At 64.9% G+C, this 23,911-nt stretch carries 20 protein-coding genes and 1 pseudogene; 10 read left to right on the top strand and 11 right to left on the bottom strand.

From position 1 onward, the window contains the following. Positions 1-5: 5 nt before the first annotated feature. From soxC to ACVILL_RS29110, 3 genes are all read right to left on the bottom strand, one after another. Positions 6-1,283 carry a sulfite dehydrogenase gene (gene soxC / locus ACVILL_RS29120; protein WP_456732200.1) on the bottom strand — a complete coding sequence of 426 codons (1,278 nt, stop codon included), beginning with the start codon at positions 1,281-1,283 and terminating at the stop codon, positions 6-8. Positions 1,284-1,435: 152 nt separating this feature from the next. Then, a complete protein-coding gene (locus ACVILL_RS29115) occupies positions 1,436-2,392 on the bottom strand; it encodes a catechol 2,3-dioxygenase (protein ID WP_456732199.1) in 957 nt (318 codons plus the stop codon). 134 nt (positions 2,393-2,526) lie between these two features. Then, on the bottom strand, positions 2,527-4,182 hold the full coding sequence (locus tag ACVILL_RS29110) for an EAL domain-containing protein (protein ID WP_456734391.1): 1,656 nt from the start codon (positions 4,180-4,182) through the stop codon (positions 2,527-2,529). Between the two features lie 636 nt (positions 4,183-4,818). Here ACVILL_RS29110 and ACVILL_RS29105 point away from each other — a divergent pair. The 3 genes and pseudogenes from ACVILL_RS29105 (at position 4,819) to ACVILL_RS29095 (ending at position 7,777) form a co-directional block, all read left to right on the top strand. Then, positions 4,819-6,567 (top strand): ATP-binding protein, encoded by a 1,749-nt coding sequence (locus ACVILL_RS29105; RefSeq protein ID WP_456732198.1) that lies wholly within the window; start codon positions 4,819-4,821, stop codon positions 6,565-6,567. Positions 6,568-6,665: 98 nt separating this feature from the next. Continuing rightward, positions 6,666-7,254: pseudogene (locus ACVILL_RS29100) on the top strand (peroxidase-related enzyme). A 10-nt stretch (positions 7,255-7,264) separates the two neighbouring features. After that, the gene (locus ACVILL_RS29095; protein ID WP_456732197.1) at positions 7,265-7,777 is read left to right on the top strand and encodes an MgtC/SapB family protein; all 513 of its coding nucleotides are present in this window, start codon (positions 7,265-7,267) and stop codon (positions 7,775-7,777) included. Here ACVILL_RS29095 and ACVILL_RS29090 read toward each other — a convergent pair. Then, positions 7,738-8,364, bottom strand: coding sequence for a ParB-like protein (locus ACVILL_RS29090; protein ID WP_456732196.1), 627 nt, complete (start codon positions 8,362-8,364; stop codon positions 7,738-7,740). The genes ACVILL_RS29095 and ACVILL_RS29090 overlap by 40 nt on opposite strands. 378 nt (positions 8,365-8,742) lie before the next feature. On the opposite strand from ACVILL_RS29090, the gene ACVILL_RS29085 reads away from it, so the two are divergent. The 6 genes from ACVILL_RS29085 to ACVILL_RS29060 all read left to right on the top strand — a co-directional run bounded on the left by ACVILL_RS29085 (position 8,743) and on the right by ACVILL_RS29060 (position 13,492). After that, positions 8,743-9,084, top strand: coding sequence for a hypothetical protein (locus ACVILL_RS29085; RefSeq protein ID WP_456734390.1), 342 nt, complete (start codon positions 8,743-8,745; stop codon positions 9,082-9,084). A 181-nt stretch (positions 9,085-9,265) separates the two neighbouring features. Further along, positions 9,266-9,565 (top strand): acyl carrier protein, encoded by a 300-nt coding sequence (locus tag ACVILL_RS29080; protein ID WP_163152729.1) that lies wholly within the window; start codon positions 9,266-9,268, stop codon positions 9,563-9,565. Positions 9,566-9,574: 9 nt separating this feature from the next. Next, positions 9,575-10,051 (top strand): 3-hydroxyacyl-ACP dehydratase FabZ family protein, encoded by a 477-nt coding sequence (locus ACVILL_RS29075; RefSeq protein WP_456732195.1) that lies wholly within the window; start codon positions 9,575-9,577, stop codon positions 10,049-10,051. Next, positions 10,044-11,228: a beta-ketoacyl-ACP synthase gene (locus ACVILL_RS29070; protein ID WP_456732194.1), complete on the top strand. Its 1,185-nt coding sequence runs from the start codon at positions 10,044-10,046 to the stop codon at positions 11,226-11,228. Before ACVILL_RS29075 ends, ACVILL_RS29070 begins: the two co-directional genes overlap by 8 nt. Before the next feature lie 29 nt (positions 11,229-11,257). Then, positions 11,258-12,535 carry a beta-ketoacyl-ACP synthase gene (locus ACVILL_RS29065; RefSeq protein ID WP_456732193.1) on the top strand — a complete coding sequence of 426 codons (1,278 nt, stop codon included), beginning with the start codon at positions 11,258-11,260 and terminating at the stop codon, positions 12,533-12,535. A 21-nt stretch (positions 12,536-12,556) separates the two neighbouring features. Beyond that, complete coding sequence (locus tag ACVILL_RS29060; RefSeq protein WP_456732192.1) at positions 12,557-13,492, top strand: lipid A biosynthesis lauroyl acyltransferase; 936 nt, start codon at positions 12,557-12,559, stop codon at positions 13,490-13,492. 114 nt (positions 13,493-13,606) lie between these two features. Here the strand turns inward: ACVILL_RS29060 and ACVILL_RS29055 are convergent, their stop codons facing one another. The 7 genes from ACVILL_RS29055 to ACVILL_RS29025 form a co-directional block, all read right to left on the bottom strand. Further along, positions 13,607-14,716 carry a polyamine ABC transporter substrate-binding protein gene (locus ACVILL_RS29055; protein WP_456732191.1) on the bottom strand — a complete coding sequence of 370 codons (1,110 nt, stop codon included), beginning with the start codon at positions 14,714-14,716 and terminating at the stop codon, positions 13,607-13,609. A 6-nt stretch (positions 14,717-14,722) separates the two neighbouring features. Continuing rightward, positions 14,723-15,892 carry an aminotransferase gene (locus tag ACVILL_RS29050; RefSeq protein WP_456732190.1) on the bottom strand — a complete coding sequence of 390 codons (1,170 nt, stop codon included), beginning with the start codon at positions 15,890-15,892 and terminating at the stop codon, positions 14,723-14,725. Positions 15,893-15,900: 8 nt separating this feature from the next. Next, complete coding sequence (locus ACVILL_RS29045; protein WP_229168750.1) at positions 15,901-16,179, bottom strand: rhodanese-like domain-containing protein; 279 nt, start codon at positions 16,177-16,179, stop codon at positions 15,901-15,903. A gap of 188 nt (positions 16,180-16,367) precedes the next feature. Continuing rightward, entirely contained in the window at positions 16,368-18,293 is a 1,926-nt protein-coding gene (locus ACVILL_RS29040) for a potassium transporter Kup (RefSeq protein WP_456732189.1), read from the bottom strand. A gap of 154 nt (positions 18,294-18,447) precedes the next feature. Beyond that, positions 18,448-20,370: a potassium transporter Kup gene (locus tag ACVILL_RS29035; protein ID WP_456732188.1), complete on the bottom strand. Its 1,923-nt coding sequence runs from the start codon at positions 20,368-20,370 to the stop codon at positions 18,448-18,450. A 112-nt stretch (positions 20,371-20,482) separates the two neighbouring features. After that, complete coding sequence (locus ACVILL_RS29030) at positions 20,483-21,313, bottom strand: flagellar motor protein MotB (RefSeq protein ID WP_456732187.1); 831 nt, start codon at positions 21,311-21,313, stop codon at positions 20,483-20,485. A 42-nt stretch (positions 21,314-21,355) separates the two neighbouring features. Beyond that, on the bottom strand, positions 21,356-22,129 hold the full coding sequence (locus ACVILL_RS29025) for a motility protein A (protein ID WP_456732186.1): 774 nt from the start codon (positions 22,127-22,129) through the stop codon (positions 21,356-21,358). A 274-nt stretch (positions 22,130-22,403) separates the two neighbouring features. Between ACVILL_RS29025 and ACVILL_RS29020 the strand changes: the two genes are divergently transcribed. After that, positions 22,404-23,381, top strand: a complete 978-nt coding sequence (locus tag ACVILL_RS29020) for an NADPH:quinone oxidoreductase family protein (protein WP_456732185.1) — start codon at positions 22,404-22,406, stop codon at positions 23,379-23,381. Positions 23,382-23,911: the final 530 nt, after the last annotated feature.

Raw genomic sequence — 23,911 nt, 5'->3', positions numbered from 1 at the left:
TGAGGTTACGCCTGGGCATTGGTCACCTCGCCATTCGCGTCGATGCGCCAGGGCCAGATCGCGTTGTTGTGGTAGAACGAGTTGAGACCACGCACCTTGACCAATTCCGCCAGTGCCGGCTGCACGTAGCCGGTCTCATCGACGGCGCGGCTCTGGATCACGGCGGGGCTGCCGTCCCAGTGCCAGGGCAGGCGGAAGCGCGTGAGCGCGCGCGTCAGCACCGGCTCCTGCAATTCGGCCTGCTGCCAGCTTTTGCCCTCGTCGAGCGAGACCTCGACGCTCTTGATCTTGCCGTGACCGCTCCAGGCGAGCCCGGTGATCTCGTGGAAGCCGTGCGTGGTCAGCTTCTGCCCGCCGGACGGCCGCGTGATGATCGACTTGGCTTCCATGTAGAAGGTGAATTCGCGCGACGTGCCGTCGGGCATCGGGTCGGTGTATTTCGAGGTCTCCTCGCGCGAATAGGCCGGCTCGGCGACCACCTTGAGCCTGCGCAGCCACTTCACGTTCATGTTGCCCTCGAAGCCCGGCAACAGCAGGCGCAGCGGATAGCCCTGCTGCGGACGCAGCCGCTCGCCGTTCTGGCTGTAGACCAGCATGGCATCGTCGAGACATTTCTCGATCGGGATCGAGCGCGTCAGCGCGGCGGCATCGGCGCCTTCGGCGACGATCCATTTGGCGCCCGCCTGCAGCCCCGCTTCGTCCAGCACGGTCTTCAGCGGCACGCCGGTCCATTCCGCGCAGCTTAAGAGGCCGACGAGGTCGGAGGCCGTCTTGCCGTAGGGTTTTGTGTAGACCGGATTGCCGGAGCATTCGAGGAAGTGGATGCGCGACTGCGACGGAAAGCGGCGGATGTCCTCCATCGTGAACACCAGCGGGCGATCGACCATGCCGTGCAGCATCAGCCGGTGCTCGGCCGGGTCGATGGTCGGCACGCCGCCATGGTGGCGTTCGTAGAACAGGCCGTTCGGCGTGATGATGCCGTCGAGCTCCTGCAACGGCGTGCGACCCGAAGCGGAGATATATTGCGGCAGCGTCTTCGAGATGTTCTTGACGACGCCCTTCTCGTGGACCGACGGCGCGCCATAGGGCTGGCTTCCCATCGGGTCGCCGGGTGCTTTCATCCATTCCGGCACGCTGGGCGGAAGATTATTCCCCTGTTCGGCAAGTGCGGTAGAACCGGCAGCTCCTGCGATCGCGGAGCCGCCGGCCAGTGCTGCACCCGCCCTTAGGAATTGCCTGCGAGACGCCTCTCGCACGCGCTTGTCCGTCGTGTGTTCGCTCATCGACGTTTTCCTCTGACGTTGTGAGGTGCAGCCTAACACCAAACGTCCGAGGCGGCGCAATGCTTCCACGCGCAGAGCTGCCTCACTTGCTGCGCGCGACGACGGGTAGTTTGTCGATCGAGCGGATGCCGGGGCGGCGTATCGACGCGCGCCTAGTCGATCACCGGCGGCGTGCCGTGGGTGTGGAACGACTCGATCGTCTTCAATCCCCAGGCCTGTCCCTTCTTGCGCTCCTCCTCGGTCCACACGATCGGCCTCCAGTCCGGCGCGAGGATCAGCCGCGCGCCGGCGTTGGCGACCTCGACGCGGTTGCCGCCGGGCTCATAGACATAGAGAAAGAAAGTCTGCTGGATCGCGTGCTTGTGCGGTCCGGTCTCGATGTGCACGCCGTTCTCGAGGAAGATATCCGCGGCGCGCAGGATCTCCTCGCGGCTGTCGAGCGCGTAAGTGACGTGGTGAAACCGGCCCTGCTTGCCGTAATGGTCGCGCGTGTAGGCGAAGTCGTAGCTCTTGTTCGACATCGTCATCCACATCGCGGCTTCGGTGCCGTCGTTGAGCACGATCTGCTCGGTGGTGCGGCAGCCCAGGTAGTTCTCGAAGAACAGGCGGTTGGCCTTGATGTCGACCGCGAGGCAGTTGAGATGGTCGAGCCGGCGAACATTGACGCCGCGCGCCGGAAAGCGCTGCGCCTGGTTCTTCAACGCGGGCTTCAGCTCCGCCGGCGCCTGGTACCATTCGGTCTCGTAATAGAGCTCGATGACGTGGCCGTCGGGATCGCGGCAGCGGAACGCCGGTCCCTGCCCCATGTCATCATCGACCCAGCCGATATCGAAGCCCGAGCCCTTCAGCGCGGCGACGCGGCGTTCGAGCGCCTGCGGGCTGCGGGCGCGCAGCGCCATGTGCTCCATCCCCGAGGTCTTCGACGCCGTCAGCTTCAGCGAGTAGCGCTCATAATCGTCCCAGCCGCGCAGATAGACCGACTCGCCCTTTCGGCCACTGACGGTCATGCCCATGACATCGACGAAGAACTTCAGGCTCTCGTCCGGCTTCGGCGTCAGCAGCTCCATGTGCCCGAGATGAGCGAGATCGAAGATCGGTTCCGGCTGCATGGGACGGTCTCCTTCCGCGACGGCGCCGGATCGACATCTTTTTCGCTTGGGAGAGCGGCGGCGCGTCGATTTGTACTAGTGTACAAAGGATTAGGTCCCGTCAACAAATTGTTGAATCGTCGCCGACGGGGTGGTCAGGCGACCGAGACGGCCATCTCGCGATGCGACGACAGCAGCTTGCGGATTTCGACATCCGACACCGGCCGGCTGAACAGATAGCCCTGCATCTCGGTGCAGCCGAGGTTGCGAAGCAGGCTGCGCTGCTGCTCGGTCTCGACGCCCTCCGCCGTCGTCGTCATGTCGCTCGCGGCGGCGACGTTGACGACGGCCTGGACGATCGTGGACGATGCGCCGGTTCCGGCGAGATCCTTGATGAAGGCGCGGTCGATCTTGATCTTGTCGAACGGGAATCGCTGCAGATAGCTCAGCGACGAATAGCCGGTGCCGAAATCGTCGAGCGCGATGCGGACGCCGAGCTCGCGCAGCTGATGCAGGATGTCGAGCGCGGCCTCGTCGTCGCGGATCAGCACCGCCTCGGTGATCTCGAGCTCGAGCCGCGCCGGCGCGAGGCCCGACGCCGCCAGCGCAGCGGCAACGTTCAACGCCAGCGTCTGGCTCTTGAACTGGATCGGCGACACGTTGACCGCGACATGGATATGATCCGGCCAGTTGACGGCTTCCCGGCACGCGGTGTTGAGCACCCAGTGACCGAGATCGTTGATCAGCCCGGTGTCCTCGGCAACCGGGATGAAATCCGCCGGCGAGATGGTGCCGCGCTCGGGATGGCGCCAGCGCAGCAGCGCCTCGCAGCAGCTGACGCGGCCGTCCCCGAGGTGAAGCAGCGGCTGATAATGCAGCTCGAAGCTGCCGTCGACGACGGCCTGGCGCAGCTCCAGCTCGAGGCTGCGTCGCGCCTTGGCGCGCGCGTCCATGCCGGCCTCGAAGAAGCGGTAGGTGCGGCGGCCGTCGCTCTTGGCGCCATAGAGCGCGAGGTCGGCGTTGCGCAGCAATTGATCGAGGTCGAGACCGTCGGGGGGCGCAACGGCGATACCGATGCTGGCGTCGGTGGTGATCAGATGCCCGCTGCAGTCGATTGGCCGGCGGATCGCCTGATAGATCGCGGCAAGCAGCTGCATCGTCTCGGTCTGGTCGCGCACCGCGGTCTGGATCACGGCAAACTCGTCACCGCCTAGGCGCGCCGCGACGTCAGTTTCACCAACGCAGCCGCGCAGCCGATCGGCGACCGCCCTGAGCAGTTCGTCGCCGATCTGATGGCCGAGCGCGTCGTTGACGGCCTTGAACTCGTCGATGTCGATATACATGACCGCGAGCTGCTCGTCGGGCCCGATCGTTTTCAGCGCCTGCTCGAGGCGCTGGCGGAACAGCACACGATTGGGCAGATCGGTGAGCCCATCATAGTGCGCCATGTAGGCGATCTTGTTCTCGGCGCGCGTGCGCTCGGTGATGTCCTCGATGGTCGCGACCCATCCGCCCTCCGGCAGCGGCTTGTTGACGATCTCGATGGCGCGACCGCCCGGCGCCTCGGTCAGCTGACGCGTCGCCTTGCCGAGCTTCACATTGTGGATGATGGCATCGCAAAACGCGTCGACGTCGCCGTCGAACGAGCCGGTCTCCTGCCGGTGCGCAATCAGCCGCTGCATGGTGCAGCCCGGCTTGGCCACGTCGGGCGAGAGCCCGAACATCTCGAGATAGGGGCGGTTGCAGATGATGATGCGCGCCGACGCATCGTAGAGCACGAGCCCCTGCGGAATGTTGTTCACGGCGGTCATGAGGTTGCGGCGCTCGGTGGCGAGCCGCGCGTCGGAGACCTCATGGCGCTTCAGCAACAGGAAGACGATCACGGCCATGATCGCAAAGGCCGCCATCAGCAGGCCTTCGCGCTCGCTCCACTGCGCAGTCGCGCTTCCGAGCAGGCTGCCGGCCAGCAGGCCGGCACAGAACGCCAGCCCCTTGGTCGAGCCGGCATCGGCATTCCCTGACGATGAATTGCGTTGTTCGATGCGCACGCTGAATCTCTCCCCGGGCGCAGCATCGTTACGCAGCACAGATGGAAAGGTCGTTACAACTCGCAGTTAGCAATCGGTTACACGATACCAGGAGTGAACGGACGACAAATCACGCCGCAGCCCCCGTAAACCTACCGAGCAGCCGGTGCACTCCTCGGAGATGGTGAATGCCGCATTAACGGAAACACTGAGAAACGATCGCCGCTGTGCCGGAAAGCGACGATTTCGACGCCGATGCGCGCGACCGAGCGCAATGTCAGCGCACGACAGAAACAAATCGTCACCGGGAAGGTGTAGATTTAGCGGATGCGGAACCCCGGCGATTTAACGGTTTTTCCAATCCCGGGCGCGCATATTGGTCCGGACATTTAGATTTTGAGAACGAGCCAGGCTGGAACTGTGACATCCTTCGGACGTGTGATCTCCGTGCGCGGCTCGCAGGCCCGGATTGGCCTGCTGGCGGGCGGCCAGATGCAACTTTCAGAGATGCGGGCGACCGTCGGCCGGTTCGTCAGTATCCGGTGCGCGAGTTCGGTCATCGTCGCCATGATCACCGAAGTGACGTGCGAGAACCTGCCGGCGTCCGACGAATACATGGCGACCGCTTCGGTCGACCTGCTCGGTGAAATCCTCGGCGGCGACCGGCCGAAATTCCAGCGCGGCGTCACCCACTATCCGACCATCGGCGACAGCACCGATCTGATCACCAACCAGGAGCTGCGCACGGTCTATGCGCCGAGCGGCTCGGACCAGATCAATGTCGGCACGCTGCAGCAGGATCGATCCGTTATCGCCTATGTCGACGTCGAGGAAATGCTGTCGAAGCATTTCGCAGTGCTCGGCTCGACCGGCGTCGGCAAATCCACCGGCGTGTCGCTGCTGCTCAACGAGATCCTGAAGTCGCGGCCGAACCTTCGCATCTTCCTGCTCGACGTGCACAACGAATACGGCCGCTGCTTCGGCGAGCGCGCGCAGGTGCTCAACCCGCGTAACCTGAAGCTGCCGTTCTGGCTGTTCAACTTCGAAGAGATCGTCGACGTGCTGTTCGGCGGCCGGCCCGGCGTGCCCGAAGAGCTCGACATCCTCGCCGAAGTGATCCCGATGGCGAAGGGCATCTACACCCAGTACCAGAACTCCGACCGGGTCGGTCTCGGGCTGAAGCGCCTCGACCCCAAGCAGGTCGGCTACACCGTCGATACGCCGGTGCCCTATCGCCTCGTCGACCTGATCTCGCTGATCGACGAGCGCATGGGCAAGCTGGAGAACCGCTCCTCGCGGATCATCTATCACAAGCTGATCTCGCGCATCGACGCAGTGCGCAACGACCCGCGCTACGCCTTCATGTTCGACAACGCCAATGTCGGCGGCGACACCATGGCCGAGGTGATCAGCCATCTGTTCCGCCTGCCCGCCAACGGCAGGCCGATGACCATCATGCAGCTGGCCGGCTTCCCCGCCGAAGTCGTCGATTCCGTGGTGTCGGTCTTGTGTCGCATGGCGTTCGATTTCGGGCTGTGGAGCGACGGCGTCTCGCCGATGCTGTTCGTCTGCGAGGAAGCGCACCGCTACGCCTCCGCCGACCGCAATATCGGCTTCGGACCGACCCGCAAGGCGGTGTCGCGCATCGCCAAGGAAGGCCGCAAATACGGCGTCTATCTCGGCCTGATCACCCAGCGTCCGGCCGAACTCGACGCGACCATCATCTCCCAGTGCAACACGCTGTTCACGATGCGGCTTGCCAACGACCGCGACCAGGCGCTGCTGCGCTCGGCGGTGTCGGATGCCGCCGCCAATCTGCTGTCGTTCGTGCCCTCGCTCGGCACCCGCGAAGTGCTGGCGTTCGGCGAAGGCGTGGCGCTGCCGACGCGGCTGCGCTTCAAGGAGGTGCCGCCGCACCAGCTGCCGCGCGGCGAGGCCACCATCGCTACCGTGCCGTCGGTCACCGCCGGCCATGACATGCATTTCGTCAGCGCCGTGCTGGAGCGCTGGCGCGGCGCCACCTCGCATCGCGATAGCCCGAGCGGCGACGCCAATTTCAACAATTCGCCGCCGGCACGGACCATGGCGCCCGCCGAGGCGCCGATGCTGCAGCCGTCATTGGGCCTCGATCCGGATCGCTTCTCGCTCCTGAAAAAGCCGCTGCGCTAGCGGAATTATAGCAAGGCGCCGATGCGCCTTGCGCCCGACCCGCCATCCACTATGGTTTCGCATAGCGCCGCATCCAGGCGGCATGCCGGAACCATCTCATGACGCAGCCGACCGCAAAACGCTTCCCGACGCCCGCTCTCGACAAGCTCCCCGAGGATATCCGCAGCCGCATCCTGGCGGTGCAGGAGAAGTCCGGCTTCGTGCCGAACGTGTTCCTCACGCTGGCCTATCGCCCCGACGAGTTTCGCGCCTTCTTCGCCTATCACGACGCGCTGATGGAGAAGGATTCCGGCCTCTCCAAGGCCGAGCGCGAGAATGATCGTGGTGGCGACCAGCGCCGCCAACCAGTGCCAGTATTGCGTGATCGCCCATGGCGCGATCCTGCGCATCCGCGCCAAGAATCCGGAGATCGCCGACCAGATCGCGGTCAACTATCGCAAGGCCGACATCACGCCGCGGCAGCGCGCGATGCTCGACTTCGCCATGAAGGTGAGCCGCGCGGCCGAGGAGGTCTCGGAAGCTGACTTCGCCGCACTCGCCGAGCACGGCTTCAGTGATGACGATGTCTGGGACATTGCCGCGGTCGCGGCGTTCTTTGCGCTCTCGAACCGGCTCGCGAACGTCACCGGCATGCGGCCGAACGACGAGTTCTACATGCTCGGGCGACAGCCGAAGGATGGCTTGTAGAGAGGACATCTTGGCAGACTGGAGCGACATCATCCTGCGTCTCGGTGCGGCCATACTCGCCGGCGGCGCGATCGGGCTCGACCGCGACCTGCGCGGCAAGCCGATCGGCCTGAAGACGCTTGGCCTCGTCAGCCTCTCGACCGCCATGGTGGTGCTGCTGGCCTTGCACGCGGTCCAGCCCGGCCAGTTTACCGATGCGGTCAGCCGGGTGATCCAGGGCGTGCTGACCGGCATCGGGTTTCTCGGCGCCGGCGTGATCGTGCGCCAGGGCGACCGCACTCAGGTTCACGGCCTGACCAGCGCCGCATGCGCGTTCTTCGCCGCATGCGTCGGGATCGTCTGCGGCGCCGGACACTGGCCGATCGTTCTCACCGCGCTCGCACTGGCATTCCTGCTGCTGACCTTCGGCAAGCGCACCGAACGGTGGCTGCACCACGCGCTCGGCGGCAAGGAGAATGGGCACAAGCCGGAGGCTGCGCCGCCTCAGTCGTCGGATGCCGGCCCGCACCAACCGGGCAGATAGACCGCGTCCTTGCTGCGGCCGAGCGCCAGGCCCTTCTCCAGCGCCTTGGCGAAATTGTTCTCCACCGTCTTGCGCGGGATGTGACGGCGCAGGAAATCGGCCCACAGGAATTCGCTGAACGGCGTCGTGTCCTTGGCAAAACCGCCGGCCCGACGCATCTCGCCGGCGAGACTGCGGAACGGATCGTCCTTGAGATCCTTGATCGATTTCGGAATGTCCCGGAAGTGCCGGCGCTCGCCCTTGGAATCGTAGGGATAGACCCAGCGCTTGTTGTCCATCACACCCCAGAACACGTCACGCTCGACCATCGTGAGATCGCCGATCACCGTGACCAGGATGTCCTTGACGCCCTCTTCGTGCAGCGCCCGCGCCATGTGATGATGATCGACCACGTAGTAGCGATCGTCGGGTCCATGGACGACCGGGATCATGTGCTTGCCCAGAAGCTCGGCGCGCTTCTTGTCCGAGCTGTGCTCGCGCCAGCGTTTCCGTTTCTCCTTCACCTCTTGCATGCCGACCGTCATCTGGGTCGGCCGCAGCGACAGGATCGGTACCGGTTTGACGTAAGGCTCGCGCGTGTGGGCCATGGTTTGCACTCCCGTTTGACCGGCACTCCGGAATGAGTTCCATTATGTCATGAGGTCACGGCGGGGTGAAAGAGCCCGGTTTGCCGGAAGCGATCGGCGGAGGGCCGGAAGACCGGCTTGGAATCTGCCACCGCCGGGCGCGCGGCCTCAACCTGTCAGTCGATGACGACGCCGCAACGCACGCGCGAAGGCCGCACGACCTTTGATGCTCGTTTACTTGTCGGACCATGCCGAGCATCCCACGCGGCCCGACAAGCGGCCGCCTATTCCGCGGAGACGACGGAAGCAAGAATACCACCTCTGCGCGCACCAAGATTTTAGGTGTGAAGTGCCGCGGACGTGCTAAACATGAACGGCGACGCGACCGGACTGACATCAGTGAAGACGCAGCGGCCAATTTCCTCGGATGACGAGCACGTGGTGCTCAAATTCCGGCCGCGTACCTCGATGCAGCCGCCCGGCAAGCGCGAGGAACCGCTCCGACCGGCCCGCCCCACTTCCGTCGCCAACGACCTCTCCCGCTATGAGAAGCCGCGCGAGGAGCCGGACGATTTCCGCCAGCGCATGCTCGCCAACATCGCCGCCTTCGCCTTCACCGTGGCGCTCACCGCGATCGGCATCTGGCTCGCGATGAGCATCGCCGATTTGCGCAAGACTCAGGATTGCGTGCTGATGGGTCGCCGGGATTGCGCGAAGATTACGGTGATGCCGCGCAGCTAGGCTGGCCGGAACCCCGCCCAAAAGCCGTCCTTGCCAGCCCGGCCAAGCTCCATTGAACTAACGGCCCTGCTCCGATATACGGGCACACGACTCCGGCAGCAGCAATAGGGCATTCCGGGGCAACGCGCCCGCCTCCTCCGAGCCGACCTGGAATTACCTTCAATATATCAAAGGCTTAATGATGTCTTCCACATTCGAGCAGATCGCCAACATTATCGCGGAGACCTGCGACATCCCGCGCGATACGATCAAGCCGGAGAGCCACGCGATCGACGATCTGGGGATCGACAGCCTCGACTTCCTCGACATCGCCTTTGCCATCGACAAGGCCTTCGGGATCAAGATGCCGCTCGAAAAGTGGACCCAGGAGGTCAACGACGGCAAGGCCACGACGGAGCAGTACTTCGTGTTGCAGAATCTCGCCGACCGCATCGACGAGTTGGTTGCGGCCAAGAACGCGGGCACGGGCTCGGGCTCGTAATCGCCCACCATGCAGCTTGAAACTTTTCAGCTGATCGACCGGATCGTCGACCTCGACCTCGACGCAAGAACCATTGTCGTCGAGGCAGACGTCCCGCCGGACAGCCATTCGGTGTTCACGGGGCACTTTCCGGGCTACCCGATCATGCCCGGCGTGCTGCTCACCGAAGCGATGGCTCAAAGCTCGGGCTGGCTGATCCTAGGCGTGACCAAGTTCGCGCGCATGCCCTTCCTCGCGATGGTCAAGGAAGCCAAGATGCGCGGCTTCGTCAGCCCCGGCTCGACGCTGACGATCGAGGCCAGGATCGAGCATGAAGGCTCAGGCTTCACCGTGACCTCCGCGAAGGTTCGCGTCGGCAAGGAGCTCAAGTGCAATGCCGAGCTAACCTTCCGTCATATCCCCTTCCCCAGCCCGGACTTGCGTGTGCACATGGATGCGATGGCGTGCAAGATCGGGTTTCCACAGCAGGCAATGAGCAATGGCTGAGAAGGAAGTCTGGATCACCGGGGTAGGCCTGCTCTCCTCGCTCGGCGAGGGGCTGGATGCGCATTGGCAGGCGCTGGGCGAACGGCGCGTCAATGCCGACGACAAGCGCCTCGCGCCCTATGTGATCCATCCGATCGGCCCCGTCAGCTTCGACGCCCAGATCCCGAAGAAGGGCGATCAGCGTCAGATGGAGACGTGGCAGCGCATCGGCACCTATGCCGCCGGGCTGGCGCTCGATTCCGCCGGCGTCAAGGGCAATCAGGAAATCCTGTCGCGCATGGACATGATCATCGCAGCCGGCGGCGGCGAGCGGGATCTCAATGTCGACATGGCGATCATGAACGCCGACGCGCAGGGCAAGCTGCCGCCGGCCCTGCTCAACGAGAAGCTGATGAACGAGCTGCGCCCGACGCTGTTCCTGGCGCAGCTCTCCAACCTGCTGGCCGGCAACATCGCAATCGTTCACGGCGTGTGCGGGACGTCGCGCACCTTCATGGGCGAGGAAGCCGCGAGCATCGACGCCGCGCGGATCGCGGTTGCGCGCATCGGGGCCGGACAGAGCGACATCGCGCTGGTGGGCGCGGCCCATAACGGCGATCGCGGCGACCTGCTGATGCTCTACTCGTTCGGCGACTTCGCCCTGAAGGACCAGCACACGCCGGTCTGGGCCCGCAGGAACCACCCGGGCTTCGCCATCGGCTCCGCCGGCGCTTTCCTGGTGATGGAATCGCGCGAGCACGCCGAGGCGCGCGGCGCGAAGCCATACGCCAAGCTGACCAAGGTGGTCGCCGATCTCGCCAAGCGGAAGCAGCCCGGCGCGGTTACGCAGTCGCTGCAGGCGATGTGGCCGCAGCTCGGTGTCAGCGACGAGAAGGCCATGCTGATCACGGGCGCGACCGGCGCCGAGCCCGCGACCACCGAAGAGCGTGACTTCCTTGGCCAGCATCCCGGCCTCGCCGTGCGCGCCACCGGAACGACCTTCGGACACACCATGGAGGCGCAGTTCCCGCTCGGGCTCGCGCTGGCCGCGCTGTCGATCTCGCGCGGCGCACTCTATCCGGCCAACGACCCGACCGGGCTGGAGGTTGAAAAGACCGAAGCGCCAACCCAGATTGTTGTCCTAGGGGTCGGCCATTGGCAGGGCGAAGGCATGGCACTGGTCGAGGCCGTCAGTTAATTCCGGCGCAAGCACCGGCGGGGAAAACCATGACAGCACCACGCGATAAATTCGGCCGACCGATCGTAGTCGTGACCGGCATGGGAATCGTGACGTCGCTCGGCGGCGGCAAGACCGACAATTGGAAGCGCCTTAGCGCGGGTGAGTCCGGCATCAGGACCGTGACACGCTTCCCGCTCGACAGCATGAAGACGACGATGGCCGGCGCCGTCGATTTCGTCACCGTCGACCCCTTCTCCTCGACCAGCCTGTCGCAGCGTCTGGCGGAGATCGCGACCGAAGAGGCGCTGGAGCAATCCGGCATCGGCAGCAAGGGCGACTTTCCCGGCCCGATGTTTCTGGCGGTCGCGCCGATCGAGACCGAGTGGCCGCAGCGGCTCGAAGTCGCGCGCGAGGTTCCGACCAAGGACTTTGGCATCATCGAGTATCTGGCGACCTGCAGCGGCGGCAAGTTTGCGCACTTCCACCGTCGTTTCACCTTCGGCTCGGTCGCCCTCAGCCTCGCCGAGACCTTCGGCACCAAGGGATCGCCGATTTCGCTCTCGACCGCTTGCGCGTCCGGCGCCACCGCGATCCAGCTCGGCGTCGAGGCGATCCGCCGCGGCGAGACCGATGCGACGCTGTGCATCGCAACCGACGGCTCGGTGAATCCCGAAGCCATGGTGCGCTTCTCGCTGCTCTCAGCGCTTTCCACCCAGAACGATCCGCCCCAGGGCGCCTCGAAGCCGTTCTCGAAGAACCGCGACGGCTTCGTGATGGCCGAAGGCGCCGGCGCACTGGTGCTGGAGAGCTACGACGCCGCGGTCGCGCGCGGCGCGCGCATCCTGGGCGTCGTCGCCGGCTGCGGCGAACTCACCGACTCCTTCCACCGCACCCGCTCGGCGCCTGACGGCAAGCCGGCGATCGGCTGCGTGCGCAAGACGCTCGCCGACGCCGGCATGGAGCCGCACCAGATCGACCACATCAACGCGCACGGCACCTCGACGCCGGAAAACGACAAGATGGAATACCTGGCGACCGCGGCCGTGTTCGGCGAGCACACGCCGAACATTCCGGTGTCGTCGAACAAATCGATGGTGGGCCACACCATCTCGGCCGCCGGCGCGGTCGAGGCGATCTACTCGCTGCTCACGCTCGAGCATCAGCGGATTCCGCCGACGATCAATTACGAGGTGCCCGATCCCGCGATCCCGTTCGACGTGGTCGGCAACAAGGCGCGCGATGCCAAGGTGACCGCCGTGATGTCGAACTCGTTCGGATTCGGCGGGCAGAACGCCTCGCTGATCCTGACGCGCGAGCCGGCCTAACCCAGCGCCTCGCCTCATCAGATGAAACGCCTGCTCCTTCGCACCAGGGCGCACCTGCGTGACGCCGCGAAGCCTGTGACTGACGCGGCGATCGGCGGGCTGACGATCGGCATGCTGCGAACCACGCGCATGTTCGATCCGGAGAAGACCGCAAGGTTCTTCGGCCACGCCGCGCATTTCATCGGCCGCCGGCTGCGCGAGGATCGCATCGGCCGGGAGAACCTCAAGGCCGCCTTCCCGGAAAAGTCGCCGCAGGAGATCGAGGAGATCCTGACGGGCGTCTGGCACAATCTGGGGCGCATCGGCGCTGAATTCGCGCATATCGACCGCATCTGGGACCACGATCCCAAAAATCCCGACAAGCCGGGCCGCGTCGAATTCTCGGCGCGCAGCAAGCAGCTGTTCGACCAGTTGCGCGACGACGGCAAGCCGGCCCTGTTCTTCGCCGCGCATCTCGGCAACTGGGAGCTCTCGCCGATTGCGGCCGCAGCGCATGGGCTCGACGCCACCATCCTGTTCCGGCGGCCGAACATCGAAGCCGCCGACCGCGCCATCGAACGTATCCGCGCGGTCAATCTGGGCACGCTGGTGCCGGCCGGCCGCGACGCGCCGCTGAAGCTGGCGCAGGCGCTGAAGAGCGGCCAGCACGTCGCGATGCTGGTCGACCAGTATTTGACCAACGGCGTTCCCGTCACCTTCTTCGGCCGCAAGACCACCGCGAACCCGCTGCTGGCGCGGCTGCGCCGCCAGGTCGACTGCCCGATCCACGGCACGCGGATCATCCGCCTGCCCGACGGCCGTTTCCGCGGTGAGGTCACCGAGGAAGTGAAGCCGGTGTTCGATGCCTCCGGCCAGATCGACATTCAGGGCACGATGCAGGCGATCACCGACGTCGTCGAGGGCTGGATCCGCGAATATCCGGATCAATGGCTGTGGCTGCACCGGCGCTGGCGGTAGGTTAGCGGCAGCCTTATCCCGTCATTGCGAGGAGCGAAGCGACGAAGCAATCCATGGTTCAGCGCGAGTGGCGAGATGGATTGCTTCGTCGCGCTCGCAATGACGACCTTTACTTCACCTCCCCGTCTTCACACGGGTCCACAGCCGGTTGATGATCCGCTGCGTCGCCGGATCGCGCGCCGAGATCACGAACAGCTTCTTCTGCATCGCCTCGTCGGGATAGATGTTCCTGTCGTTGAGGATCTTCGGATCGATCAGCTTCTGGCTCGCCAGATTGCCGTTGGCGTAGGACAGGAAGTTCGAGTTCTTCGCCGCGACCTCGGGCCGGTAGAGATAGTTGATCAGCTCATAGGCCTCGGCGACATTCTTGGCATCCGCGGGGATGGCGAGATTGTCGAAGAACATCTGCGCGCCCTCCTTCGGGATCGTGTAGCCGATCTCGACGCCGGTCTTGGCTTCCGCCGCCCGGCTGCGTGCCTGCATGATGTCGCCCGACCATCCGACCACGAAGCAGATCTCGCCCGAGGCCAGCGCGCTGAGATATTCGGACGAGTGGAATTTGCGCACATAGGGCCGGATCTTGATGACGAGATCGGCGGCCTTCTCTAGATCGGCCTGCTTGGTCGAGTTCGGATCGAGGCCGAGATAACTCAGCGCCGCCGGCAGGATGTCGTCGGCGGAGTCCAGCATGTGGACGCCGCAATCCCTGAATTTGGCGAGATTCTCCGGCTTGAACACCATGTCCCAGCTGTCGATCTTCGCGTCAGGCCCCAGGATCTTCTCGGCCATCTTCACATTGTAGCCGATGCCGGTGGTGCCCCACATGTAGTTGGCGCCGTAGGTGTTGCCGGGATCGTAGGTCGCGAGCTGCGCCGTCACCACGGGCCAGGCATTGGCGAGGTTCGGCAGCTTCGACTTGTCGAGCTTCAAGAACACCTTCGCGGTGATCTGGCGTTGCAGGAAATAGCCGGTCGGCACCACGACGTCGTAGCCCGACTTGCCGGCGAGCAGCCGCGTCTCCAGCGTCTCGTTGGCGTCAAACGTGTCGTAGACGACCTTGATGCCGGTTTCCCTGGTGAAGTCCTCGAGGACATCAGGCGCCATGTAGTTCGACCAGTTGTAGAAGTTGACCGTGCGCTCCTCGGCTCTCGCGGAGGCCGAGAGCAGCAGGACCGTCGCGACCGCGCCGACGAAGCTGACGAGACGACGGTTCTGCTCTCGCATTCTGGTCTACCTCTTGCGGCGGTGAACCGCGTCCGACAATCGCTCCAGCGCGGTGTCGAGCGTTGAGTCCTTCTTGGCGAAACAGAACCGCACGACCGACGTCACCGCATCCTGCTCGTAGAACGCCGACACCGGAATCGCCGCGACCTTGTAATCCTGCACGATCCGCCAGCAGAACTCCGCGTCGGTCTCGTTGAGCCCGAGCGGCGACAGATCGACGGTGAGGAAATAGGTCCCCTGCGACTTCAGCACCGGGAATCCGATGCTCTCCAGCCCCTTGGCGAGGCGGTCGCGGCTCCGCGCCATGTCCTTGCGCATGTCGAAGAAGTAATCGTCCGGCTTGCCGAGGCCGTACGCGACCGCGGCCTGCAGATTTGGCGCCGTCGTGAAGGTCAGGAACTGATGCACCTTCGCAGCGACGCGCAAGAGCGGCGGCGCGGCGCAGACGAAGCCGATCTTCCATCCGGTCAGCGAGAATATCTTGCCGGCGCTGCCGACCTTGATGGTGCGGTCGCGCATGCCCGGGATCGTGATCAGCGGGATGTGCTCGCGGCCGTCGAACACGACGTGCTCCCAGACCTCGTCGCAGATCGCGACCACGTCGAACTCCTGGCAGAACCGCGCCAGCAGTTCGAGGTCCTCACGCGGATAGACCACCGCGGCCGGGTTGAGCGGATTGTTGAACAGCACCGCCTTGGTCTTGTGGTTGAAGACGCTGCGCAGCATCTCCTCGCTCAGCCGCCACTCCGGCGGTTCGAGCCGCAGCAGCCGCGGAATGCCGCCAGCCTGGCGGATGATCGGCAGATAGGAATCATAGACCGGCTGGAAGCACACCACCTCGTCGCCCGGCTCGACCACCGAGAGGATCGAGGACGTCAGCGCCTCGGTGCCGCCGGAGGTGACCATCACCTCGGTCATCGGATCGAGCTTGAGCCCGTGCCAGTGGCCGTAATGCGATGCGACCGCCTGCCGGAGCTCCGGAATGCCCATCATCGACGGATACTGGTTGTAGCCGTTGATAGACGCATCCGCCGCGGCGCGGCGGATGTCCTCCGGTCCGGGATCGTCGGGAAAGCCCTGTCCGAGATTGATGGCGTTGTTGTCGCGCGCGGCCTGCGACATCGCCTCGAAAATGGTGACGGGAAGGTCCGCGAAGACCTTGTTCATGGAGGTCATGTCGGGGATCAGCCGCCCGTCTTGGTGGGCAGTCCTGCCGCCTTCCAGCCGATGATGCCGCCCGCCAGATGCTTGTCGTAGGGCAGGCCCGCAGCCTGGGCGGCCAGCGAGGCCGTCACCGAGCGCTTGCCGGAGCGGCAGGCGAACACCACCTGCTTGCCCTGCGGATCGGGAATCGCCGCCGGGTCGAAGGTCGACAGCGGCACCACGACGCCATCGGGATAGGCTTCGACTGCGACCTCATTGGGCTCGCGGACGTCGACGAGGAGATAGCGGCCTTCCGCCATGCCCTTCGACACCTCGTCCGGAAACAAATCTTCCACCTTGTGGTCCGCCACGGAAATATCCTCCCGACTATCCGATTGGCGAGCGTCACGCGGCCCGCCGGTCCGGGGCGCAAAGTCGCCTCTCGCGCGGAGAAAATCAAGCGCCCGAAACGGGTTAGATACCGCGCAGAAACGCTGGATCGTGGCGCCTAGATGGTGACCTGCGTGCCGACCTCGACCACGCGCCCGGTCGGGATCTGGAAATAGTCGGTGGCATCGTTCGACGAGCGGCTCAGCGCGATGAACAGATGGTCCTGCCAGCTCGGCATGCCCGAATGCGCCGCCGGCTTCAGCGCGCGGCGGGACAGGAAGAACGAGGTCGACATGATGTCGAACTGCCAGCCGAGCTTGCGGGCGATCGCCAGCGTCTTCGGCACGTTCGGCTGTTCCATGAAGCCGAATTTCAGCGTCACCTTGGAGAAGGTCTCGCTCAGCTGCTCCATCCGCACCCGCTCGGACGGATCGATGCGCGGCGTCGGCGCGGTCTCGATGGTCAGGATGACGTTCTTCTCATGCAGCACCTTGTAGTGCTTGAGGCTGTGCATCAGCGCGGTCGGCGCGCTGACGGGATCGCTGGTCAGGAACACCGCGGTGCCGGGGACCCGCTGCGGCGGCCGTTTCTCGAGCATCGCGACGAGATCGGCGAGCGGAAATTCCAGCTTGCGCGATTTCTCGAACAGCAGCCGGCTGCCGCGCCGCCAGGTGTACATCACCAGGATCATGGCGCCGCCAAGCGCGAGCGGCACCCAGCCGCCCTCGAACACCTTGAGCAGGTTGGCGGCCAGGAACGTGATGTCGAGGAACAGGAACGGCGCAACCAGCGCGGCGGCGGCGATCGGCGACCAGCGCCAGACGCGCCAGATCACCACAAAGCCCATCATCGCCGTGACCACCATCGTGCCGGTCACCGAGATGCCGTAGGCCGACGCCAGCGCGCTCGACGAGCGGAACATCAGCACCAGCACGATGACGGCGATGAACAGCAGCCGGTTGACGCGCGGCATGTAGATCTGGCCGGAATGCGCCTCCGAGGTGTGGCGGATCTCGAAGCGCGGCAACAGGCCGAGCTGGATCGCCTGCCGCGTCAGCGAATAGGCACCGGTGATGACGGCCTGGCTCGCGATCACCGTCGCCACGGTCGCGAGCGCGACCATTGGGATCAGCGCCCAGTCCGGGAACATCAGGAAGAACGGGTTCTCGATACCCTTGGGATCACCGATCAAGAGCGCGCCCTGCCCGAGATAATTCAGCGCCAGCGACGGCAGCACGATGAACAGCCAGGCGGTCTGGATCGGGCGTTTGCCGAAATGGCCGAGGTCCGCATAAAGCGCCTCGGCGCCGGTCACGGCGAGGAACACCGCACCGAGCGTGATGAAGCCGATCACGCCGTGATGCAGCATGAACGACACCGCAAGAATCGGATTGAGCGCGTACAGCACTTCCGGATGCCGCACGATCTGCGGCAGCGCCGCGATTGCGATCACCGCGAACCAGACGCACATCACCGGGCCGAAGAAGGCCGCCACCCGGGCGGTGCCGCGCGACTGCACCGCGAACAGGAAGACGAGGATGATCACCGTGAGCGGGACGACATAGGGATCGAAAGTCGAGGTGACGAGCTTGATGCCTTCGATCGCCGACAGCACCGAGAGCGCCGGCGTGATGACGGCATCGCCATAGAACAGCGCGCCGCTGATGATGCCGAGCAGCACGATGGCAGCGCCGCCCTTAGTGGCGACGCGCTGCGCCAGCGCCATCAGCGCCAGCGTACCGCCCTCGCCATTGTTGTCGGCGCGCAGCAGGATCACGACGTATTTCAGCGTGACGACCACGATCAGCGCCCACAGGATCAGCGAAACCACGCCGAGCACCGCATGCGCGGTCACGCCGCCCTCGCCGCCCGCGGCCGCGACGACGGCTTCGCGCAGCGCGTAGAGCGGGCTGGTGCCGATGTCGCCATAGACGACACCGATGCTGCCGAGCATCAGCGCCCTGAAGGTGGCGGTGGAATGCGCCTCGCCATGGCCGTTTGCCGCGGGCGTTTCCGCCGCGGTGATCGCACTCTCGGATGACATGGAAAGTTGCGCCTCTGTCTTCTGCCGCACTGCACAATGCCGGGTTGCAGGGCTATACTCCCGGCAGGAATGCATAGGTTAGCCCGGATTCAGGTCTCCACCATGCGTATCACGCATGGATCACGGCTTTTCAACACCGGAATTTGCTGTTGGCTCAAATAGTTACCTGGGTACCCACTTCAACCACCCTCCCGGTCGGGATCTGGAAATAGTCGGTGGCGTCGTTGGCGGACCGGCTCATCGCGATGAACAGATGGTCCTGCCACTGCGGCATCCCGGACTGGGCCGACGGCTTCAGCGACCGGCGCGAGACGAAGAACGAGGTCGACATGATGTCGAACTGCCAGCCGAGCTTGCGGGCGACCGCCAGCGCCTTCGGCACGTTCGGCGATTCCATGTAGCCGAAGCGCAGCCGCACCGCCGTGAACTTGTCGCTGACCTTCTCGATGTTGACGCGCTCCGACAGATCGACGCGCGGCGTCGGTGCGGTCTCGATGGTCAGGATCACGTTGTGCTCGTGCAGCACCTTGTTGTGCTTGAGATTGTGCAATAGCGCGGTCGGCACGAAGCTCGGGTCGCTGGTCAGGAACACCGCGGTGCCCTTGACGATATGCGGCGGCCGCTTCTCGAGGCTGTGGATCAGGTCGCGCAGCGGCACCTCGATGCGGCGCGTCTTGGCGACCAGGATCGCGGCGCCGCGGAGCCAGGTCCAGATCATCGTCGTGATGACGACGCCGAACAGCAGCGGCACCCAGGCGCCCTCGAACAGCTTCAGCAGGTTGGCGCTGAAGAAGGTCATGTCGACGATCACGAACGGCAGGATCAATGCCGCGGCCGACGCCACGCGCCAGTTCCACAGCTTCCAGATCACGATGAAGCCCATGATGCCGTCGGCGACCATCGTGGTGGAGACGGCGATGCCGTAGGCCGAGGCGAGCCCGCTCGAGGTACGGAACAGCAGCACCAGCAGCAGCACGCCGATCAGCAGCAGCCGGTTGACCCGCGGCAGGTAGATCTGCCCGGCATGGGTCTCCGAGGTATAGCGGACCTCGAAGCGCGGCAAGAGGCCGAGCTGCACCGCCTGGCTGATCAGCGAATAGGCGCCGGTGATGACCGCCTGGCTCGCGATCACGGTCGCGGCGGTCGCGAGCCCGACCAGCGGCAGCAGCAGCACGTCGGGCACCATGCGGTAGAACGAGTTCTCGATCGCCGAGGGATCGGACAGCACCAGCGCGCCCTGTCCGAAATAGTTCAGCAGCAGCGAGGGCAGCACGAAGAACAGCCAGCCGGACTGGATCGGCTTGCGGCCGAAATGCCCGAGATCGGCATACAGCGCCTCGCCGCCGGTCACCGCGAGGAACACCGCGCCCAGCGTCACCAGGCCGACGGTGCCGTGGGTCAACATGAACTGAAGCGCGTAGTACGGATTGATCGCCGCCAGCACCGACGGATCGTCCATGATGTGGACGAGCCCCATCACCGCGAGCGAGGCGAACCACACCACCATGACGGGCCCGAAGGCGGAGGCGACGCGCGCGGTGCCGGAGCGTTGCACCGCGAACAGCACGACCAGGATCAGAATCGTCAGCGGCACCACATAATGCTCGAGGTGCGGCGTGGCGAGCTTGAGGCCTTCGACCGCCGACAGCACCGAGATCGCCGGCGTGATCATGGAATCGCCAATGAACATCGAGGCACCGACCACGCCGAGCACGAGCAGCGGCCAGCTGCGCCGTCCGATCGCGCGCTGACCGAGCGCCATCAGCGACAGCGTGCCGCCCTCGCCATTGTTGTCGGCGCGCAACAGCAGCAGGACGTATTTCGCGGTGACGACGATGAACAGCGCCCACAGGATCAGGCTGAGCACGCCCAGCACCATGATGCGGGTAACCGGCTGGCCGTGCGCGGCGCCGCCGACCGCCTCGCGGAATGCATAGAGCGGCGAAGTTCCGATATCGCCGAACACCACCCCGATGCTGCCCAGCGTCAGGGCCCAGAAGCCGGAGGTGGCATGGCCTGTGCCTTGACCGGCTCCTTGGCCCTCCTGGGCTTCGGTGGATGAGACGCTGACAGCCATGGCGAGGTTGGAACGCCCGATCGGTTGATTTGATCCGCGCGGCTATCGGCGCTTCCACCGCGCGTGTCAACCGCGCAACACTGCTAGCTTGACGGTAGCATGATAACCGAAGCTACGGCTTCAGATCCGGCGGCAGTGGCGGATTTTCGCGCATCAAGGTGATGGTCACGCGACGGTTCGCCGGCAGCGTCGGATCGTCGGGAAACAGCGGCTGGCCGTCCGCCTTGCCGGAAACCGCAAAAACATGCGAGGGCGGCAGCCCTTCCCGCTCCAGGATCTGCCGCACCGCGTTGGCGCGGTCGGCGGAGAGGTCGAAGGCGTCATAATCGCTGCGCGCTGGCACGAAGCCTGCGGCCGTATGCCCCACGATCGAGACCCGCAGCGGCGTCGCCTTCAAGGGCGCTGCGAGCTTCTGGATCAGCCGGCGGGTGCGCTCATACGGCTCCCTGGAACCATCAGCGAACATCGAGCGGCCGTCCTGGTCGACGATCTCGAGGTTGAGCCCCTCCTTGGTCTCCTCGAACATGATGTTCTTGGAGATCTCGGTGAGCTCCGGCATGTCCTGCAACGCCTGCCGCAGCGAGGCGGAAGCCAGCGCGAATTCGCGGTCGATCTTCAGCCGCGCGCCATTGATCTGGCTGCGCTCCTTCTCGTCTGGTGTCGGATTGGCCGAGGAGTCTTCCGGCGAGATGTGCTCGACATTCTTCAGCTTCGGCCGGGTCGGCAGGCCGTCGGATTCGACGATGCCGGAATAGCGGACATTGGTCTGCACGCCGAAAGCGTCGCGCATCGAGCCGGCGACGATCTTCAGCTTGTTGTTGTCCATGGTGGAGAACGCGACGAGCATCACGAAGAAGCTCATCATCAGGCCCATCAGGTCGGCAAAGGTCACGAACCAGCCGTGACCTCCGGTGTGGGCGTCGCCGCGCTTTTTCTTGGCCATTGTCGCGTTTTTCCGGCTGCGTTTCCCGAAAGCGCCGTCCGGTCAGGCCGGGACCGGCTCGCCCTCCTCGTGGCGATGCTTCTCCGGCAGGTAAGCCAGCAGCATCTCGCGCACCAGCGCGGGGCTCTTGGAGTCGCGGATCATCAGGATGCCGTCGATGATCAGCGTGCGGTTGGTCTCCTCGTCGAGCAGCTTGCCGTGCAGCTTGTCGGCGATCGGCAGGCAGAACAAATTGGCGACCAGCGCGCCGTACAGCGTTGCGAGCAGCGCGGTCGCCATGAACGGGCCGAGCTTCGACGGGTCGGTCATGTTGGCGAACATCTGCACCATGCCGATCAGCGTGCCGATCATGCCGAAAGCCGGCGCGCAGTCGCCGATCGCGCGATAGATCTTGCTGCCCTCGTCGAGGTGCATCAGGAAATTGTCGCGGTCGCGCTCCAGATTGTCGCGGATGAATTCGAGGTCGTAGCCGTCGGCGACGTAACGGATGCCCTTGGCGAGGAACGGCTCGTCGGTCTCGACCTTCTCCAGCCCGACCGGGCCCTGCTTGCGGGCGATCTCGGCGATGCGGGCGAGCTCGTCGACGAGGTCGCGCGCCGACAGCCGGCTCATCGTGAAGGCGTATTTGGCGCCGAGCGGCAGCCCATGCAGCATCACGCCGAGCGGAAAGCGGATCATGGTCGCCGCGATCGAACCGCCGAAGATGATGATCATGGCATGTTCGGAAATGAACATGTGCAGGTCGCCGCCCATGAACATCATCACCGCGATGACGATGATGCCAGCCAACAGCCCGGCGCCTGTCATGATATCCATGGGAGACTCCAACGCGAACGCAACACCTGCCCGTCCTGGACGGCGCGCGGCCCAAGGCGGGCCGCGTGGAAAAACCCTAACGTTAATGCGCTTAAGGACGCGTTACCGAATTTGGTAGGGATAACAACGGGTAAACGGCCGCCTTTTCGCGATGTCGTTGAAGATGTTGGCTTTCTGCTCAGACTGCGGCCGCGCGATGCGCAAAAGCCCTCCCCGTAGAACAACGGACATGAGATAGCTTCGCCAGAGGAAACCAACCAATGAGCAGGACAGGATGAAGGCGGTCGTCGTCGAGCAATATACGCCCATCGATCAGATCGGGTTGAAGGAGATCACCACCCCCGAACCGGCTGCGGGACAGATCCGCGTCCGGGTCCACGCCGCGAGCATCGGTTTCGTCGATGGGCTGAAGGTGGAGGGCCGCTACCAGACCAAGGATCCTCTGCCCTTTACGCCCGGTGCGGAATTCGCCGGCGTGGTCGACGCGGTCGCAAGCGACGTCGCCGGCATCGCGCCGGGCATGCGGGTGATGGGCGCGGCGCGCTCCGGCGCGCTGGCCGAGCAGATCGTGGTGCCGGCCGAGGCGGTCGAGATCATGCCTGACGGCCTGTCGATGGAGGCCGCCGCGGCCTTTCGCACCAACTACCTCACCGCGCTGTATGCGCTCGGCGAGCGCGGCGCGCTCAAGGCCGGCGAGCAACTGCTGGTGCTCGGCGCCGCCGGCGGCACCGGCATCGCCGCGATTCAGGTCGGCAAGCTGCTCGGCGCGCGCGTCGTCGCCGCGGCCTCGACCGAGGAGAAGCGCAACTTCGCCAAAAACTTCGGCGCCGACGCTGTCGTCGACTACACGCGGCCCGATTGGCGCGACGCGCTGAAGGAGGCGACCGGCGGCCTTGGCCCCGACGTGATCTTCGATCCGGTCGGCGGCGAGGTCTCGCTGCAGGCGTTCCGCTCGATCGCCTGGAACGGCCGCCACGTCGTGGTCGGTTTTGCCGCCGGCAGCATTCCCGCCTTGCCGTTCAACCTGCCGCTGCTGAAGGGCGGCCTGCTGATCGGCGTCGACGCGGCGCAGATCGCGCGCCGCGAGCCCGAAGCGCAGGCGCGCGTGATGACGCAATTGTCGGCATGGCTGAACGACGGCCGGTTGACGCCTGTCGTCGGCAAGGTGTTCGCGTTCGAGGATTTCCGCGCGGCGTTCACCACCGTGCAGACCCGCGCCGCGCTCGGCAAGATGGTGGTGCGGATCGGGTAGCGGGAGAAACAAATTGTTGATGTCGTCCTGGCGAAAGCCAAGACCCATAACCACCGAAATTAATGGTGAACGGGATCGTGGCCCCAGCGTCGTCGTACAACGATAATCATCCGGAGTAATGGGTCCTGGCTTTCGCCAGGACGACCACGAGGATGGTTCTCGATTCAAGGCGTCAAACATTCGGTGTCATTACCCGCGAAGGCGAAGGCGGGTGATCCAGCATTCCAGAGACGCTGGCGCTTGGGCTCGTCGTCCCGGCGTCGTTCAACAATGACCATCGGTGGTCATGGGGCCCTGCTTTCGCAGGGACGACAGCGAGCGTGTTGTGCGATTTGTGAGTCAAACGCCCGCGTTCTCGCGACATGATTTGTCCGAGTCTTGCTCTTCGTTCTGCCCTCTTGAACAGAGGGCGCAGGGAAAGCCGGGTGCCGATCGCACCCATGGGCCCCGTGCAAAAGGTAGAAAGCACGGGGGTAGGACCACAGGTGTAACCGGAGACAACCCGGCTTTCCCTGCGCGATGGGCTACGG

Source organism: Bradyrhizobium sp. USDA 3364 (assembly GCF_054056355.1).
Note: the sequence above shows the minus strand (reverse complement) of the source record. Positions and strands in the feature narration are given on the sequence as shown.